The organism is Candidatus Zixiibacteriota bacterium, assembly GCA_021159005.1.
Classification (GTDB): domain Bacteria; phylum Zixibacteria; class MSB-5A5; order UBA10806; family 4484-95; genus JAGGSN01.
Genome location: JAGGSN010000174.1, coordinates 1 through 19,016, shown reverse-complemented (window position 1 = coordinate 19,016; position 19,016 = coordinate 1). Strand labels below are relative to the sequence as shown.

Sequence of the window (19,016 nt, the reverse complement as noted above, 5' to 3'; positions counted from 1 at the left end):
GTCAGGATGAAAGGAGCGACATCCTGACGCCCGGAACAAAGGAGCGACCGAATGAATCATTTAAGGCTATTAATTGCAATTTTCATAATTTTATCATCTGCAGCTATGGCTGACTGGCAAAATGATATAGATAAACTTCTGGCTGAGAAAAATAGCGATAAGCAAGCTGAACTTATAAAGAAAATCGCCAAAGCGAAACCGTATTGGCAGGAAGTTGTCGAATATCTTGAAAAGGTGTCCTTCTCACCAGTTGAAAAAAAAGGCATAATACTGAGGTCAGCGAAATGTATCGATAGTATCGAACGCCCCTATGTATTATATATTCCGCCTGCTTATAATCCTCAAGAAGCGGCGCCGTTATTTGTCTATTTGCATGGCGGAGTTAGTCGAGGTAATATTGCAGACAACCCAATCGATTATGCAAAGGAAAACCCCTTTCTTAAATTGGCCAAGCAAAATAAATGGTTAATGGTATTTCCTATGGGGCAGGCGGGCGCAACCTGGTGGGATAAAGTCGGCATGGCTAATATTAAAAATATAGTCCGCACTATAAAAAGCGAATTTAATATTGATGATGACCGGGTATGGATGGGCGGTTTTTCTGATGGCGCATCCGCTTCATTTCTTCATGCTATGGTTGCTCCATCCGATTATGCCGCTTTTATCGCCCTAAATGGCCATATGGGTGTAGGCAGTGAGGATGGCGGATTGCCAACCTATGCCCCCAATTTTTACAATACTCCGCTTTATGCGGTTACTACTGATAAAGACGGGTTATATCCGACTCATACTATGCGGCCAACTATCGATATGGCTATTGATGCCGGCGGCAAAGTATTATACCGCGAACTTGAGGGAACACACTCTTTCTCATATGCCGATAAAGAGTTTCCCCTGATTGCCAATTTCCTCAAACGTCATCCGCGTAATCCGTTTCCAACCTCAATTGTTTGGGAAACTGCTCTGCGGGAATTTGGCTTGTGTCGCTGGTTTGCAATTGATAAGGTTGCGATAAGCCAACCGGCTCCCTGGCATATCGATTACAATGCCGCTATGATTGACAGCACAATAACCATCGGTTTTATACCTTCGGATTTTGAGGATACTATCGGAGTAAAAATAGACCGTGTTGTTGATGGCGATTATCTTGCCTCACGAATAGGCCTTCAGGCAGGCGATATTATCATTAGAGGCAATAAAATGAGTATTGAAACCATGGCTGATTTAGTTGCTTTTAAAGCCGGCTTATCGCGGGGCGATTTTGTGGAGATTACAGTTAGCAGAGATAATCAAGAAGTTCCTTTGCATGGCTATTTGCCTGAGCCAAAAAATTATAACCTTTTCATTCGCGAACAGCCATCCGCAATGGCGAAGGTTCAATTCGCCTCAAACCGAATCGATATTACTCAATCCCGGTTGGGTGCTTTTAGAGTTTTGATTCACCCGGATATGATGCGCTTAGACCAAAATCTTGTTATTAAAGTTAATGATAAAGACGTTTATAATAATAAAGTAGAACCGGATATCGGCTATATCCTGAAAAATTTCCTTAAGAATAGAGACCGAAAACTGTTATATATTAATGAAGTTAAAATTGAGTTATAGCGGAAGCAATAGGTCAATCCATCTGAAGCGTCCGCCGCGGCGGATTGACGAGCTTATAAGCGGAGAAGCTGCCAAGCTCGTGCCTGGCAGCCAGAGTACGATAGATAAAACATTGAAAGGGAAAACCAAATGAAAAAAACAGCGATACTGTTTCTCGCCATTTTTATATGCATCACCGGAATAACCTGCGAGAAAAAGCCGCAGACATTTGATGAGGCGTTAGCACTATCTGCCAGCGAAGGCAAACCTTTGCTTTTGGATTTCTTTGCTGAGTGGTGCGGACCCTGTGTGCGGTTTACCAAGGCGCTTAATGAAGATACGGATATTAACAAGGCTTTGAAGAACGTTCTTTTATATCAAATCGACTGCGAAAAAGGCGATGGGGTTGAGCTTTCGGAGAAATATACTATCAAAGGCTATCCCACATATATTCTAATTGACAGCAAAGAACAGGTTATCGACCGCTGGATGGGATTTGAAAAAGCTTATTTTATCGAAACGCTAACTGAGACAAAAGTTGATTTGACCACAATCGATGAGAAAACATCGAGGTTTGCCGCCAACCCTAATATCAAGGATGCTGTTGTTCTGGGACGCTATAATTCCGCAATCGGTGAATATATAAATGCGGTTAATTATTATACTCAGGCTCAACAATTGAATAAGGACGATTCTAAAGATTTTACTTTCGATATTTTCTATAATACCGCCCGCGGTATATACCGTGAGCAATTTACCTATGATAATGCCGCCTTAGCCGCTATGGATGTTATCAAAAACGGCGATAGCGATGATAAAATTCAAACTTCTAATATTATGATTCGGTTGGCAAAACGGATGGACAAACAAGATGATTTAGCTAAATATATCAATAATGGGTTGGCTGTCTCTGACGATAGCGATGACCCTGATATTCAGCGAACACACAAATTGCTTCTTGCCGCTAAATGTTTATATGTAACCGGAGATACAATAGCGGCAGTTGAATATAAAAGAGATGCCATGTTCGACGGTTGGCTTGACACTCCGGATGGTCTTAATGAATTCGCCTGGTGGTGTTTCGAAAACTTAACCAATCTCGAAGAGGCAGAACAACTTGCCGCAAAAGCTGTCAATCTTGCCGAATCCGGCAGTCAGAAAGCCATGATATTAGATACTCACGCTCAGATTCTTAAGGCAAACGGAAAGCTTGAGGAGGCAATCACGGTTATGGAAATGGCTGTAGTCGAGGAACCCGACAATAAGCAATGGCCGAAGACGTTAGAGATTTTTAAGACAGAATTAGATAGCAGGTAATAGCTTATAAGCACAATATAAAGTTATGCTTCATAGCGGATAGTCTCTCTAAAATTTTCGCGGGCGGTAAATACTGCGGCAGCAGGTTGTTGATATTATTAAATTGATTAATTGTTAATTTATAGTATAAATGTTAATTTTATGAATTATACAGGTTAGAATAATCCAACACGTTATATGCTAATGGAATAATAACTTCTTGAATATTAATATGATATTATTGTGTGTTAATGGCTTACAATGAGTTAAAAACATAATGCGAAAGGGGGGATTTGAACCCCCACCCCTCACGGGACAGGATCCTAAGTCCAGCGCGTCTACCAGTTCCGCCACTTTCGCAATTGTTGTGCGGCAATATGTTATAATATTTTCGCTATTAACGCAAGAAGCTTTTGTTGCAGCGCCTGCATATTTTTAATTTGAGATACATTAATGAGCTGCAGATAATCTCAGAGCTTGTTATTACGATTTTCTCATTCATTGGCTTTGCCCCGATTGCTCAGCGCTTGACAATTTATCAGGGAAAACTTATTATGTATTAAAGGAAAAGTTAATCAACTACCTATAAAACAATTTAAAGGAGAGGATAACACTAATGAATCAAGCAATCCGCATAAACGCTATGTATGGTTTAATCCTGTCGATAATAATTTTACTTATCAACTGTTCTGGTCAGAATGAAGGTCAAGCAAGTATGAAGCTATTAGAAAAAGCGGATGAGCATTTCAACAATCAGGATTTAGATAAAGCTAAGGAATTTTACCTCGAAGCCGCTGCAATAGCAGAAAAGGAAAACAATAACAGTATATTGGTTGAGGCGTGGTCGCAGGCTGCCCGATGTTATCTCAAGCAAAACAATATGGATGAAGGTAAAAAATGGCTCGAAAAAGCCGCCCGTAAAGCCAGCTCTGATGAGCCGAAAGGTTGGACTCGTTATCTGGGCGTTCGGGGACGGTTTGAGTGGCAGGAAGCTGTCAAGGAAAAAAAGGAAACTGCGCCAGTAACCGAAAAAGCCGCCGCAACTTTCAAAGAGATGTATGATTACTGTTTGAAGCATGAACTTTTTAGACAGGCAGTTGATGCGGCTAATATGGTTTCAATCACCGGCGCAATGGATGAACGAACCGGCTGGAGCTATAAGGGCATCGAAGCGGCGGAGAAAGGCAATCTCGATGATATGCTGGCAATACTCTGGAACAACCTTGGCTGGAATTTCAGCGATAACGGCGAAAATGATAAAGCCCTTGAAGCTTTATTAAAAGCTCATGAGTATCATTATAAGGGCGATAAAGAACTGCCCAAGCTGATTGCCGATTGGTCTGTTGGACATGCTTATAGAATGACCGGGCAAATAGATTCGGCTGTCAGCTGGATGACCAAAGTTAACGATTGGGCGGCAAGGCTTTACCGCGAGGACTCATCGGAAGCAAATACCGAATGGGTTGGTTTTGCCAATAACGAACTTGGCGAAATTGCCATAGTGAAAGGCGATAAAAAACTGGCATTAAAGCATTTTTCTGCCGCAAAAGAAAAGCTGGCAAAGGTTGGCATGCCTAATTGGGATGCCAAAGGATTTAAAAAGATAATAAATTATATTGAGAGCTTACAAGCGGAATTAAAGGAGTAATATTGTAATAACTGTCGGGCTGCTGAACCTGAAAGCAATCCGCCTGCCTGTTATCGAACACGGACATGTCTGCAGGACGATGTTTGGCAGCTAGTCCTGTTGTCATTTTGATTTCTGTATCATATTGTTATGGTTTATAACACTGTAAAGTTTTTATGATATTTTATCACAGGCAAAAAAATATAGGCAATTATTTTAAAATATCTTATTGTCGGAGAAGCAAAAATTTTAAATCTATGAGCAGTAATATTATTATCTGTTGTATTGCCTTATAATAAACGACTTTAGCAAAGATGCTATTTACATTATCAACTTTTTAGAATTAATAGTTATTTTGAGAATAGCCTTAATTATATTAGCTATAGCAGTTGATTATGTTAATATTAATAACATAATTGTAATAGTATAATAAGGAAACTACCAAACAGTTATTTGCAACTAATTGTGTATACATAAGTTACAAAATTAACACAAAATAAAGCACTTTGGCACGCCTATTGCTTTAGTATATGACTGTAGTTTGCTTCTCTCCCCTCAGTTGCTTTGGTCAGAGGCCGCCCTTAAAGGCGGCCTTTGAGTTATATAGCCTTTTTTGAGAACTAATTAGGGTGATTTAATTGTTGTATAATTAATAAAGCTGTGATTTTAATAAGATATTTGCGATTAGCTGACCAAAATTGATTTGATCAAAATTCGAGATTATACAATCATCAATTTTATCTGAATATGTGGTTAAACAATAAATTTTTATAAATAACGGTTATTTATAAGAATTAGGTTGACTTGTTTTTATTTAGTCTTTAATATGATTACATGGATTGAGGGCCCATAGCTCAGTTGGTTAGAGCAACTGACTCATAATCAGTGGGTCCCAGGTTCGAGTCCTGGTGGGCCCAAGTGGTTAGGGCAATTAGCTCAGTTGGTTAGAGCGTTCGGTTCACATCCGAGAGGCCACTGGTTCAAATCCAGTATTGCCCATAGTTGAAAACAAAAAGAACGAGAGGCGGATGAATAATCAAAATCCCTACAAAAAATATAATTCATCCCCAAACAAAGATAATAGTAATTTAAAAGTGTGCTATAAAGCGCACTTTTTTTATTATGAGGAAATAGTATGCAACAGATTTTAACTTCTCTATTAGACTTGCAGGAAATTGACGAACAACTTGGAGAACTTGAACGATCAAAAGTATATTTACCTGAAATGATTGATAATGTTAACAATGAGATTGTAATACTTGAAAAAGAATATCAAGAAAATAAAGACATCCTTATAGAAGCTCAGAAAAAACAGAAGCAAATCGAAATTGATATTGAAGCTGACAAAGAAGCGCTGGGAAAATATACTAAACAGATGAAAGTTATCAAAACCAACAAAGAATATGACGCTTTAATTACAGAAATAGACCAAAGAAAGCAAAATATCAGCGATAGTGAAGATGAGATTCTAAAGTTGATGGGCACTATCGATGAGAGTACTGAAAAAATAGGGGAACTTGAAGCTGAGCTGAAAGATGTTAAGGAAAACAATCAGACACACTTAGAGAATCTTCGGTCAGAGATGGCATTGCTCGAATCGAAAATCGTCGAAAAAAAACAAATCAGGCAGGAACTGACTAAGTCATTAGACAGAAAAGCTCTGACAGTTTATGAAAGAATCCGTAAAGGCAAAGGCGGTAATGCTGTTGTGCCCCTTCGCAAGAGAGCTTGCGGCGGCTGTTTCAAACAAATTCCTCCGCAAATGGTTCAACAAATCAGACGTGGAGATAGAATTTATACTTGCGATAGCTGCGGCAGGATTTTAATTTGGATTGATGAAGATTAATTTATTAATATTAAACGAGTTTTTATTTATAAACCGGCATTATGCCGGTTTTTTTTAAAGCTAAATGAAAGGATTTTATCATGATTAATAATTTTGACTTAGCCTTAACATTTGATGATGTATTATTAGTACCGTCTTATTCGGAGACACTTCCCAGCCAGGTGAACCTTGCTACCCGTCTGGTGGGCGATATCATTTTAAATATACCGCTTATATCGGCGGCGATGGATACTGTTACTGAGTCGAGCTTGGCAATTGCCATGGCTCGCGAGGGCGGTATTGGAATTATCCATAAAAATATGTCTATAGAGAGGCAGGCTGAAGAAGTCGACAAGGTTAAGCGTTCGGAATCCGGTATGATTGTCGATCCGATAACCCTTCATCCGGAAGCCAATATAGGTGAGGCGATGGCAGTAATGGAAAAATTCTCGATTTCCGGAATACCGATTACAAATAATGGCAAGTTGGTTGGAATACTTACAAACCGCGATTTACGCTTCCATCCCGATCCGAGTTTGTTGATTTCAGAGGTTATGACAAAAGATAATCTGATTACCGCCCCCGAAGGAACCGATTTGGAACAGGCTAAAAATCTGCTTCATGAACACCGTATTGAAAAACTGCTTATTGTTGATTCGGAAAGAATACTCAAGGGCATGATAACTATTAAGGATATTATGAAGAGGATAAAATATCCCAATGCCAGCAAAGATAATCGGGGACGTCTCAGAGCTGGCGCGGCTGTTGGCGCGAACAAGGGAAGCATGGATAGAATTGCTGCTTTAATTGATGCCGGCGCGGATGTTATCGTGGTCGATTCATCGCACGGCCATTCTAAAGGTGTGATAGATGCCGTTCGAGCAATTAAGAGCCAATATTCCGATATAAATGTCATTGCGGGAAATGTTGCCACAGCCAAAGGTGCGGAGAGCCTTATCAAAGCAGGCGCTGATGCTGTTAAGGTTGGCATCGGACCTGGTTCAATCTGCACTACGCGAGTTATTACCGGTGCCGGCATGCCCCAGATTACCGCAATTATCGAATGCGCCGAAGCCGCCGCCAAGCATCAAATACCGATTATCGCGGATGGCGGCATCACCTACTCCGGCGACATCACGAAAGCATTGGCGGCAGGCGCCGATACGGTGATGATAGGCTCATTGTTTGCCGGCACCGATGAAGCTCCCGGCGAAACTATTCTTTATGAGGGGCGTGCCTATAAAGTTTATCGCGGCATGGGGTCGATAGAGGCTATGAAAAAGGGGTCTGCCGATAGGTATTTCCAGGAAGATGAATCGAGCAAAATGGTGCCGGAGGGCGTTGTCGGGCGAGTTCCGAATAAAGGCCAGTTAGCAAATTCTGTTTTTCAGCTTATTGGCGGGATTAAAGCCGGTATGGGGATTTGCGGCGTTAAAGACATTACGGCTTTAAAGCAAAACGCTCGTTTTATTCGGGTAACATCCGCAGGCGTAAGAGAAAATCATCCGCATGATATAAACATCACTAAGGAGTCGCCGAATTATCGGGTGATGGGATAGGCTTTGTCGGTGTACGAGGACGTACACCAACCACAGATAACGAGCACGGGGCGTACACCACAACCACGTTTAACGGGATGCAGGCTAAAAGCATACACTCTGGTTGCGGAAGTGCCTGCTTGGCAGCTTCGCCATTAACGGGCTTGTCAAGATCGCCCCCTCGGAGGTCTTAACCTACTGTATAAGGAATATCATTTGCTAAGCGATGAGGGCATCAGGCGATTTTCCCAGTAATAATCCTTGGGTTCGCCCTGAGCTGTGGAATGGACAAGACGGTAATTGCCATAGCCGGTCTCATCGATGAAGATGAAATATACTCCACCTTCAACATTATCGTAATTCCACTGTGTCCACGGCTTAGCCTCTAATGATGAGGGATTATTTTCTTTATCCGATGGCGCGCCATAAACAATATAGACCCTTCCCCTATCAGACCGCCAGCCATTTTTATTAGAGTCCTCTGCCTCTTTAAAAGAGGAATAGGCTTCATTAGCATACCTAAACCGTTTGTAATGCTCGATTTTAAATTCGTTTATTACAGTTTCGGGAGTTGGGTCGCGCCTTTTCCAGAAGGCTTTGGCGAATCCGTTTTTGCCGGCTAACGGCAGTTTGTCATATTGTTTCAATTCATCGCGAGAGGCAATATATAATATTTGGTTTTTAAAATTTTTAGCCTCATCATCGGATGTGATTTTATCGGCTTCGGGAAAATCCGCTAATTCCTGTTTTTCCTTAGCTATTTCCCATTCTAATTTGCCCGGCGTAATTTCAAAATATTTTTCTCTGATGACGCTATTTCCGCCCGAATGTATGCCTACTGATAATTTATACATCCCAACTCTAAAAGAAGCGATATTAAAGCCATTCAGAACCACCGTCGATTTGCTTGCAATGGGTTGTGTTGTTGACGGAATGTCTTTATATAGATTGCCGTTGCCGTCATAGATGCGAATATCGATTGTGTATGTATTCCAAGCTGAATCGAGATTATAGGCTTCAGCATAAAAATAAACTATGTTGTCATCATGAGAATAAATTGCCCTGGTGTTGGGAATAATCTTTTTCCCGGCTTTATCGAATGGTCCGTTATCGGGATCTGAAATATTATAGATTAATTCTAATTGAGATAATTCCAGGTCGGTATATGAATATGAAGGGACGGTAAATTCAATCTTCTTTTGCCCGAAAACGTCGGAATAAACATCGGCAATTTTTATATTAAAGCTGTATTTGCCGGGTTTTAGCTTGGCTGTTATTATATCATTTATTAAATAATTTGGGATTTTCGATTCGGCAATAGTGGCTGTCCGACTTGCCATCCGCCAACTGCTTGAATCTATCAACTCACCGGCTTCAGAAATTATCTCAAGATAAACGTCAACACAGGCGTTGTAGCCTGATGTATCAGGATTAAAGTAAAGCTGGCTGCGGAAGAAGCTGTAATACATTTCGGTAAACACTAAGTCTATGTTATCGGAATACTTAAAGCATGCATAATCGGCAAGGATTAGCAGATTATTATTGTCTGCATATAAGTCACCGGAAATATCTGTTTTCTCAGCCAGGCAAAACGATGATAAAACGCACATTATTAAACAAACAGCTAAATTTTTCATAATCATCCTCCATATATATTGATTGGTTTTGATATATCGCCATCATAAGGATATTGAAGCTCATATTCGCCATAACCTCTAACATCGATAAACAAGAACCTCCGTCTGGGAGCATAGAAATACCATATTTCATACGGCTTGGTTTCAAGTTCGAATGGATAGCGTTCGATATCATCCGGTTCGCCATGAATGATATAAGTCATACCCATATCTGTTCGCCAGCCGCTTTTATTAGGTACGCTGAAGTTATGATTAGCATAGGCAATTCGCTTATAATATTCGTCTTTGATTTCATTTTCGGGCGTATCCGGACTGGGGTCTCTCGATTCCCAGAATTCATTCCATTTATCAACACGATTTTCTTTCGGTGTGTCTTTCAGGAGTTTTATCTCATTTGAATTTGCAATATAAACCAGTTGATTTACTGCCGTCTTATAATCGTTTTTAACCATTTCAAGAGCCGACCAGATTAGCTTAAAAAACCCTCTTTGACTGATAGTCTTTTTCGAGCTGCTGCTTTTAGCGGTTATTACTAATTCGTAAGGTCCTGGTAAAATATTTTCAAGGCTGAGCGAATCGATATACCTGTTTAATGCGCGCCTTTCCTTAGAGACGATTTTAGTAAGATAATCATTATTTTTACTGTCTATTATCTCATAAGTTATAAGAATAGAATCTGTACCGGGATTTGTATTGTAATATTCGTAATAGAATTTAAGATGATTTATATTATCACCATACCTTCGGGAAACCGAGGGAATAACCCGCCACTCGTTTTTATTAAATGCCGATGAATCCTCAGCCGGAGATATTTCGCTGGCAAACAAAATATTTGAAAACGCCTCCTTTTTTTTGCTTAGGCTGCTAATATTGATATTGGTTTCCAACGTTTTCAAGGAGGAGGCATTCAGGTCGTTTAAGGTGATTTCAAGCTTATATTTTCCCGGTTTCAAATGGAAGTCCAATTTATCGACAATATAGTTTTCTAAATTCTGGGTTTCATCATACGATGCAGAATATAGAGAACCTTCAGTTTCGGCAGCCGTATGCTGCTTTTTATCTTTTTTAATAACTGCAGTAACGCTATAGCTGGCAAAATATTTTCCATCCTTAAGAATATGTGTAAGTTTGGATGTATATATTTTATAATACACTTCAAGCCTTTCAACATCGGAACTGTCTGAGGCAAAAGCCGCTAAATCTACATAAAAAGCAGCTGGTCGAAGTCCTACTTGTGCGCTGGCTGAACCAGTTATTATAAGGATAGCAATTATTACAATCAATTTTTTCATAAAGCTGCAACCTCCTGCAGATTAAAATATTTTTCGCCAATCTACTCTATATATTATAAATCAACTTTCAAAATATTCCAATATTTCTTTATAAGAATTGATTATATAATTATTAAGCAGCAGGGCTGTCAAGCGGCATCTGGAAGCCAGGGGGTGTTGACAAAGCCTGCCCCGGCTGGAAAATCGGGGGCAGGTTGTTGGCAAAATAATATAATATATTTTAGGGTGATGTATGCCGCCGCGCGTAGGGGCGTATTGCAATATGCTCCTACGCGTTACTGTTTTACAAATTCAATATTGTTTAAAAATTTATTTCATCAGCCTTTTGTCAACAGTCTGGCATCGGAGTATTTATGTTTTAATTACTATTTCTTACAGGAACAACTTTATCTGCTGCGGGCGGTATCTCGCAATTCGGCCAACCGGATGGCGCCGAGGGCGGCAGCGGGGGATAGGCAGGCAGATAAGAAGGACAATACTCTATCTCGCCGGCGCCTCTGAAATAATTGACTAATCTTATCACATCACTGCCTATGACTATACAATCGCCGTTGGCATCGGCAGATGCCCAGAAACCATCAAGCAAACAGGGTTGGCTGGCTGGCAAACCTTTAAAGTAGTTAACTAAGAAAGTAACATCACCGCCAATAACCAATGGCGGCCATAAGCCATTAGCCATGTTGACATCGCCGGGGAGATATTCATAGCCGGATGGTCCCGCACCGGAACCAACCCAAAAACCGGCTTCGACGATGTAATTCTCCGATGATGTCTGCCCGACTATCGGCTGACCGATTGTGCCATCAACCGAATAGCTCTCCGATGACGAACTGCCGCCGCCGGAACCGATAACATACCAATCTATTTGATATGTTTGGGCTATCGCCGCGGATGCTGCTGCAAGTAGCAGCATGATTGATATTTTACAAATATTCATATGATTTACCCGTTATTTTATATTGTTTTCAAGTTCGCCAATTCTGTTTTCCAGTTTGTCAATTTTCTTGTTTTGCTTAATAATAATATACAACAATTTATCAATTTGGGCAATAGGAATCGGTTTAAAACCTGCCCACGAAATTTGAAATTTTAAAAGCCCCGAAATTTCTGTGCTAACATAAGTTTCTCTTATGCCAGCCCGCCTTAGAGGGCAGTTAGTAGGGCAGGAGTCGGAAATTGTTAATAAAACAGGATACATTTTATAATATCAAGTAAGTAGGGCTATGCAATAAGGTAGTTATTAGAGACTCCTGCCTATTCGGCGCGATTATTTTTCAACTACTCTTTATAATCCTCAATAATCTTAGCCCGCATTATTCATAAAAAATAAAAGGAGTCATTGCGAGGAGCGGAGCGACATGGCAATCTCCTTGTTGCCGTGCAAATTAAAGCATACAGATTGCCGCGCTCCCTTTGGTCTCCACCAGTGGCGGAGCAATGACTAATTTACACATTGAAGTATCGTATGCTGGAGTTTGTGAATAATACGGGTTAGTTGAATATGTGACAGAATTAATATTCTCGTTATAAAAATAATCTGCGCAACAGATGCATTGGGGTATCCTTAATAGGCAGGAGTCGGAGACTCCTGCCCTACTGCTTCTGCCCTGCCCTACTACTTCTTTGGAAATTATTTGAACGTTTATGCTGCCGCTTTTATTTTTCTTTTTTCTTCCGGCAACACAAATTTAATGTCAATAAAAAAAGCCCGCCTATGGCGGGCTTTGAAAATTTGAATATCTACTCGATTAATTACGCGCCAGCTAGGGCTTTGATAACAGCAGTCGGCAAAGATTTCGGACGCTCGATAGCATAACCCATCGCGCGGCTGACAATCATCTGCGAACACATGCCCATAGCTCTCGAAATCGAGAACAGCACTGTGTAATACGGGAACTCTTTCATGCCGTAATGATACAGCAATGAGCCGGAACCAGCATCGACATTCGGCCATGGATTCTTGGCTTTGCCGTGCTCTTTGAGCACGCCCGGCACAATTTCATAAACCTTGTTGACAATCGCGAAAATCGGGTCATCAGCCATATGTTTCTGACCGAAAGCGCGGAAAGCGGTGTATCTCGGGTCGGTAACACGCAGTACGGCATGACCATAACCGGGAATAACCTTGCCGGCATTTAATGTATCCCAGGCAAACTTTTTAAGCTCGTCATCGCTGGGCACACCACCGAATTTTTCATGCACCTGAAGCACCCAGTTAAGGCATTCCTGGTTGGCTAAGCCGTGAAGCGGGCCAGCCAAGCCGTTCAAGCCGGCGCTGACAGCATAATAAGCATCAGATAATGCGCTGGCTACACAATGGCAAGTATGAGCGGAAACATTGCCGCCCTCATGGTCTGAATGAAGCGTTAAATAGAGACGCATCAAGTCAGCCAAGGTGCCCTTGGGATCATCAAGGCCAAGCATGTAGGCAAAGTTAGCGCCCCAATCAAGATCTTTTTTCGGAGCAATACGGGGACCTTTATCGAAACGCATGCGGTATATGCCAGCGCCGATATTGGGCAGTTTCGCCAAAATATCGAGGCTGTCCTCGAGCATCGGCTCCCAGTATTCGGTTTTCTTCATACCCTTGTCATAACCGGCGCGGAACTTGGATTCCTTCTCCATCACCAAGATGGCGGTATCAAACATGCACATCGGATGGGAATCTTTCGGCATAGCCTCAAGAACTTTCCAAACATAATCGGGAACCTCGCAGCGAGCGGAATATTCTTTCTGCAAGTCGGCAAGTTCTTCTTTGTTGGGCAAATCGCCGGTGCACAGCAGGAAGAATATTTCTTCGGGCAGCCTGTCTGCGAGTTCGCCAATCGGTATGTTTCTGATTAGAAGTCCTTTATCCGGAGGCACTTCCGAGGTATCGCAAACCATAGCTTTGACACCCCTCATGCCGCCGTACGCCTGGGCGATGCTTACGGTCGAAAGCTGCTTATCGCCGTGCGCCTTGACGAAATTTTTGATATCGTCGCGCAATCCCGGTATCTGCTGGGCAAGTTTGTCTTTAAGTAACGACATATTTTCTCCTTTGAAAATAAAATTAGTAATGATTTATTTGTTTTCATAATTTTTGTTGGCAACTATTATAAAAACCCATTAATTTCTCTCTAAGCTATCAGCTAAAATTGTGATACATTTCACATAATTTCAGAAACGTAATTTATGGATTGGGTTTATAAATGTCAACAAATTATTTGATAGGAATTTTGATTAAAAAAAGATGTCTTTATGCTATTCTGATTAGCTGTCAAGCGGATTTATAAACCGCAAGGGTTCAATATCGAACCCTTGCGGCCGTAGGCAAGTATATATTACAATTATTTCATCGTATAGTCGGTTTTGCCAAGGGCGGCATGAGCAGCCGCTAAACGGGCAATAGGAACCCTATATGGCGAACAACTCACGTAGTTCAATCCAATTTCATGACAAAATTCAATTGATGAGGGGTCTCCTCCATGTTCACCGCAGATACCAATCTTGAGGTCTTTTTTTACCGAACGACCTTTTTCGGCAGCTATTTTCATCAACTGGCCGACGCCTTTTCTATCAATGCTGACGAATGGATCTTTGGGTAGGATATTTTTATCAAGGTAAATTTTGATGAATTTAGCGGCGTCATCTCGCGAATACCCGAATGCCATCTGAGTAAGGTCATTGGTGCCAAAAGAGAAGAACTCGGCTATTTCGGCAATCTCATCGGCTGTTAACGCGCCGCGCGGTATTTCTATCATGGTTCCAACAAGATAGTTAATTTCCCGCTTATATTGCTTCATAACCTCTTTAGCCACTCGATCGACTATAGCCTTTTGATTTTTTAGCTCTTCCACAGTGCCCACAAGCGGTATCATGATTTCAGGCAGCGGAGCTTCTTTCTTGGGGTTTTTGGTGATTTCACAGGCGGCCGAAATAATCGCCCGAGTTTGCATTTCTGTAATCTCCGGATATGTGATTCCTAAACGACAGCCGCGATGCCCCATCATTGGATTAAACTCGGTAAGCTCATCTATTCTGGTCAGGATTTTTTCCTTAGCTTTAATATCATCCTCCCAGGCGCCCTTGGCTTTTAACTCTTCTATTTCCTTGATGACTTCCTGTTTATCAGGCAGGAATTCATGCAAGGGCGGGTCTATGGTCCTGATAGTAACCGGCTTACCCTGCATTGAATTAAATATTCCTTTGAAATCTTTCTTTTGAAGCGGCAGAAGATTATCAAGCGCCTCGCGGCGGTCGAGTTCATTGTCTGCAAGTATCATTTTCTGCACAAGCGGGATTCTGTCCGGTGCAAAAAACATGTGCTCGGTGCGGCATAATCCGATACCCTCTGCTCCGAATGATATTGCTCTTTCGGCATCTTTAGGAGTGTCGGCATTAGTGCGAATCTTTAACAAACGCACATCATCCGCCCAACTCATGAAAACGCCGAATTCTCCCGAAAGCTCCGGGTCGATAGTGGCAACCTCGTTTAACATTACCTCGCCAGTGCTGCCGTTAAGCGTGATAACATCTCCTTCGGAAATAACATGTTTGCCGACTATAAATTTTCTGTCAACCTCGTAAACCTTGACATCCTCGCACCCAGCCACACAACATGTCCCCATACCTCTGGCAACAACCGCAGCATGCGAGGTCATTCCGCCGCGCGATGTAAGTATGCCCTCTGCGGCATTCATGCCGTGTATATCATCGGGGTTGGTTTCCTGACGAACTAAAATAACTTTATTGCCAGCCTCGGCAAAACGAACAGCATCATCAGAGGAAAAAACTGCCATTCCTGATGACGCACCCGGAGAGGCGGCTAAGCCTTTGGCAATAACTGTCGGTTTAGCCTTGGGGTCAATTCGGGGATGAAGAAGCTGGTCTAAGGAAACAGGCTCTACTCTTAATAGCGCTTCCTTTTTGCTAATAAGCTTCTCCTTGACCATATCGACCGCAATTTTAACAGCCGCCGCAGTAGTGCGCTTGCCAGTGCGGGTCTGAAGCATATAGAGCGTGCCTTGCTCAATGGTAAACTCGAAATCCTGAACATCCCGATAATGCGTTTCCAGATTAGTGGTTATCTGTTTTAGCTGTTTGTATATCTTAGGCATTTCTTTGGCCAAGTCGGATATATGCTTGGGCGTCCTTACACCGGCCACAACATCCTCGCCCTGAGCATTAGTAAGATACTCGCCGTAAAACTTTTTCTGTCCCGTGGAGGGGTCGCGAGTGAATCCTACGCCAGTAGCGGAATCATCACCCATGTTGCCGAATACCATAGTCTGAATATTTACGGCAGTTCCAAGATCTCCGGGAATATCATTTAACTTACGGTAAGTAATAGCCCGGGGATTATTCCAAGAACGGAAAACGGCATCCCGAGACATCTGAAGCTGAACATCAACATCCTGAGGGAATTCCTCGCCGGTTTTAGCTTTGATTACCTCTTTGTATTTTTTAATGATGTATTTTAAATCATCAATCGTCAATTCAGTATCGAGTTTGACTTTTTGCTTCTTTTTACGGGCTTCAATTATTTTCTCGAACTCGCTTTTATCAATATCGAGCACAACATTGCCAAACATCTGAATAAACCGTCGATAGCTGTCAAAAACAAATCGCTCATTGTCTGTTTTCTCAATAAGTCCAACCAACGTTTCATCATTAAGTCCGAGATTTAATACCGTATCCATCATTCCGGGCATGGAAAATTTAGCCCCGGAACGCACTGATAATAACAATGGGTCTTTTGGATTGCCGAATTTTTTCCCAGTCAGTTTTTCGATATGAGCCATACCTTTTTTCGACTGAACATCAAGTTCTTTGGGAGCAGTCATATTGTTTTGATAGAAAAGGTCGCAGGTTTTCGTGCTGATAGTGAAACCGGGCGGGACCGGAATCCCGATATTAGTCATCTCGGCAAGTCCGGCGCCTTTACCGCCAAGAATATCTTTCATGACGCCCTTGCCCTCAGCTTTCTTGCCGCCAAATAAATAAACGAGCTTGTTTGTTTCGGCTGCGGGCTTAGCTTTTTTAATTGTAGTCTTTTTCTTAGTTGTTTGTGTTTTAGCTTTTTTCTTTTTAACTGTCTTTTTTGCTGCCATTTCCTCTCCTTTATATTAACAGGATTACTATTCAAAAAATAGAATAATATTATATACATGTTATCGGCTAATTGCAAGCGGATTAAATGTATATGCAATTCTAATAGTTAAAAATGTGTCATTTTGAACTATAAATATGCAGTTAATATGGTTGCGAAAATCTGCTTTTTTACCAGACTTGAAAATCTTTATTGATGCCCTTCTAAGTGTTTATTATTCCATAGGTTAGTCATGTTCGCCAATTCCCAGCGTCAGGATGTCGTTCCTTCCATCCCGACGCATAGAAAATAATCCTCCGTTAGTGGCGGGGATTATTAAACTGTTAATTCTAAACCTTACTATAGAAAGCCCGCATTACCAAAAGTTGCAGGATGGAGTAAAATCCAGGTTAGGGCAAACAGCGCATAATCGCAAGGCATACAAAGCACAAGGAACGGAGGAAGCATAATGAAAACAATCGTTATTGCATTGATTATTTTGCTAATAACTGGCGCAGTTCATACCGAGCCGCTGGGCGATACTGTCGGAACAACATATTGGACATATCAAAATAACGGCTCTGTAAGCAGCCGGATAGCGGTAGGCGATGACGGCAGTATCTATGTTTGTTGGATGAACGTGCTTGGCTTGCCATATCCGCCAGCGCCGCGGTGCGTATATTATAATTGGAGAAATCCTGATGGCGTTTGGAATCCAAATCAATTTGATAGCGCAGTTGGCTGTAATGGAGCTGGCTTCTGCAATCTTGATATTATTTACGGTAATCGAGGTGCTATCATATACCATTCTACTGGCGGCAGCAACCCAACTTATGTTACTCTGTCAGTTGAGTGTGAATTTCCGGGAATGGTTTTTTTTAATCATTATAATCCGCCCGATGAGATATTCCCGCAAACACCAGATTACCCGGGACGATGCTATTGGCCGGATGTTGCGGTCGACCGAAACGATAACATCCATATCGTTATGACCGAAAATACCGATTGGAGACTTAAAAGGCTATGCTACACAAATTCAACCGATGGCGGCAGTAACTGGAGCGATGTTCAATTAGTCGATTCGGTTATGGTAATTTCGGCAATTATTACCGCCTCGCCGGTATCCGATAGAGTAGCTATCGCATTCCTTCACCCAAACGATACAACCTCGCAATACGGTAACGAGGTATATTATATTGTATCTGAGGATGGCTTAAACTGGAACTGGCAAACAGATAATATCCAAGTTACCGATTATATGAATTCAGATTCAAGCCATATAGCCGCTTTCGGTGTTGAAGCTCTTTTCGATTACAATGATGTTTTACATATAGCCTGGCCAACATCTTATAATGCTATTAGCTGGCTATGGCATTATGACGAGCTATCTGAAAATATTAATTTGATAACTGTAAATGAAGATACATTAAAATCATTCTATGGCTATATTCCTGCAATTAGTCAGGTTTCATTAAGCAGACAGGATGAACCGCCTGTTTTATTTGCCACATGGTGCCAGTATGCCAAGGGCGATACTAATACTAACGGCGAATACAACGGTGATCTTTATATCAACCAATCGGGGGATAATGGTTTGACATGGCAGGAGCCGCAAAATATCACAAATACACCTTTATATGAAAGCGAAATATGTCCCAGCGCCGCTGAGGATGCTGATTTATTGCCATATATTACTTATATTTATGATTCTTGTAATAGTAGGAGTTATGCTGCATTACCAGTTATGTTCGTTGAGGCTGAGCATCTAACCGGTATAAAACCAGGCAAGCATCCACACCCGGAGAAATTTACATTATCTCAAAATTACCCCAACCCGTTTAACGTTAAAACTACAGTTCAATATGCTTTGCCAATAGCATCAAATGTAAATATCGAGATATACGACATGCTCGGCCGGAAAATCGAAACCCTGTTTACAGGCAGACAACCAGCCGGCTCGCATTCGATAATATGGGATGCCGATAAGTATCCATCGGCAATTTATTTCTATAAAATAAAAGCAAACAACTTTGAACAAGCAAGAAAGATGGTGTTGTTAAAATAATAAGCTGTATATTCGTCAGCGTCAGGATGTCGTTCCTTCCATCCTGACGCATAAAGGGATGTCATTCCTTCCATCCTGACGC

At 41.5% G+C, this 19,016-nt stretch carries 13 protein-coding genes and 3 tRNA genes; 9 read left to right on the top strand and 7 right to left on the bottom strand.

Annotation, left to right across the window (positions count from 1 at the left end):
- The first annotated feature begins 105 nt into the window (after positions 1–105).
- The 3 genes from J7K40_11145 to J7K40_11135 are packed head-to-tail and all read left to right on the top strand — an operon-like array spanning position 106 to position 2,901.
- Positions 106–1,605, top strand: coding sequence for a hypothetical protein (locus tag J7K40_11145; GenBank protein MCD6162951.1), 1,500 nt, complete (start codon positions 106–108; stop codon positions 1,603–1,605).
- Positions 1,583–1,738: a hypothetical protein gene (locus tag J7K40_11140; protein ID MCD6162950.1), complete on the top strand. Its 156-nt coding sequence runs from the start codon at positions 1,583–1,585 to the stop codon at positions 1,736–1,738. Before J7K40_11145 ends, J7K40_11140 begins: the two co-directional genes overlap by 23 nt.
- Positions 1,735–2,901, top strand: coding sequence for a thioredoxin family protein (locus tag J7K40_11135; protein ID MCD6162949.1), 1,167 nt, complete (start codon positions 1,735–1,737; stop codon positions 2,899–2,901). The genes J7K40_11140 and J7K40_11135 overlap by 4 nt, the downstream gene beginning before the upstream one ends.
- Before the next feature lie 257 nt (positions 2,902–3,158).
- Here the strand turns inward: J7K40_11135 and J7K40_11130 are convergent.
- Positions 3,159–3,240 (bottom strand) — tRNA-Leu (locus J7K40_11130).
- A 256-nt stretch (positions 3,241–3,496) separates the two neighbouring features.
- Here J7K40_11130 and J7K40_11125 point away from each other — a divergent pair.
- From J7K40_11125 to guaB, 5 genes are all read left to right on the top strand, one after another.
- Positions 3,497–4,528, top strand: a complete 1,032-nt coding sequence (locus J7K40_11125; protein MCD6162948.1) for a hypothetical protein — start codon at positions 3,497–3,499, stop codon at positions 4,526–4,528.
- Positions 4,529–5,350: 822 nt separating this feature from the next.
- Positions 5,351–5,424, top strand: a tRNA-Ile gene (locus tag J7K40_11120).
- An 8-nt stretch (positions 5,425–5,432) separates the two neighbouring features.
- A tRNA-Val gene (locus tag J7K40_11115) sits at positions 5,433–5,506 on the top strand.
- A 136-nt stretch (positions 5,507–5,642) separates the two neighbouring features.
- Positions 5,643–6,353: a hypothetical protein gene (locus J7K40_11110; GenBank protein ID MCD6162947.1), complete on the top strand. Its 711-nt coding sequence runs from the start codon at positions 5,643–5,645 to the stop codon at positions 6,351–6,353.
- A gap of 80 nt (positions 6,354–6,433) precedes the next feature.
- Positions 6,434–7,891 carry an IMP dehydrogenase gene (gene guaB / locus J7K40_11105; GenBank protein ID MCD6162946.1) on the top strand — a complete coding sequence of 486 codons (1,458 nt, stop codon included), beginning with the start codon at positions 6,434–6,436 and terminating at the stop codon, positions 7,889–7,891.
- A 191-nt stretch (positions 7,892–8,082) separates the two neighbouring features.
- Here the strand turns inward: guaB and J7K40_11100 are convergent, their stop codons facing one another.
- The 6 genes from J7K40_11100 to J7K40_11075 form a co-directional block, all read right to left on the bottom strand.
- Positions 8,083–8,724 carry a GWxTD domain-containing protein gene (locus J7K40_11100; protein ID MCD6162945.1) on the bottom strand — a complete coding sequence of 214 codons (642 nt, stop codon included), beginning with the start codon at positions 8,722–8,724 and terminating at the stop codon, positions 8,083–8,085.
- A 785-nt stretch (positions 8,725–9,509) separates the two neighbouring features.
- A complete protein-coding gene (locus J7K40_11095; GenBank protein ID MCD6162944.1) occupies positions 9,510–10,799 on the bottom strand; it encodes a GWxTD domain-containing protein in 1,290 nt (429 codons plus the stop codon).
- Between the two features lie 358 nt (positions 10,800–11,157).
- Entirely contained in the window at positions 11,158–11,712 is a 555-nt protein-coding gene (locus tag J7K40_11090) for a hypothetical protein (GenBank protein MCD6162943.1), read from the bottom strand.
- Between the two features lie 36 nt (positions 11,713–11,748).
- On the bottom strand, positions 11,749–11,997 hold the full coding sequence (locus J7K40_11085; GenBank protein ID MCD6162942.1) for a hypothetical protein: 249 nt from the start codon (positions 11,995–11,997) through the stop codon (positions 11,749–11,751).
- A gap of 554 nt (positions 11,998–12,551) precedes the next feature.
- The gene (locus J7K40_11080) at positions 12,552–13,829 is read right to left on the bottom strand and encodes a citrate (Si)-synthase (protein ID MCD6162941.1); all 1,278 of its coding nucleotides are present in this window, start codon (positions 13,827–13,829) and stop codon (positions 12,552–12,554) included.
- Positions 13,830–14,128: 299 nt separating this feature from the next.
- A complete protein-coding gene (locus tag J7K40_11075; GenBank protein MCD6162940.1) occupies positions 14,129–16,891 on the bottom strand; it encodes a pyruvate, phosphate dikinase in 2,763 nt (920 codons plus the stop codon).
- Positions 16,892–17,338: 447 nt separating this feature from the next.
- On the opposite strand from J7K40_11075, the gene J7K40_11070 reads away from it, so the two are divergent.
- Positions 17,339–18,934, top strand: coding sequence for a T9SS type A sorting domain-containing protein (locus J7K40_11070; GenBank protein MCD6162939.1), 1,596 nt, complete (start codon positions 17,339–17,341; stop codon positions 18,932–18,934).
- Positions 18,935–19,016: the final 82 nt, after the last annotated feature.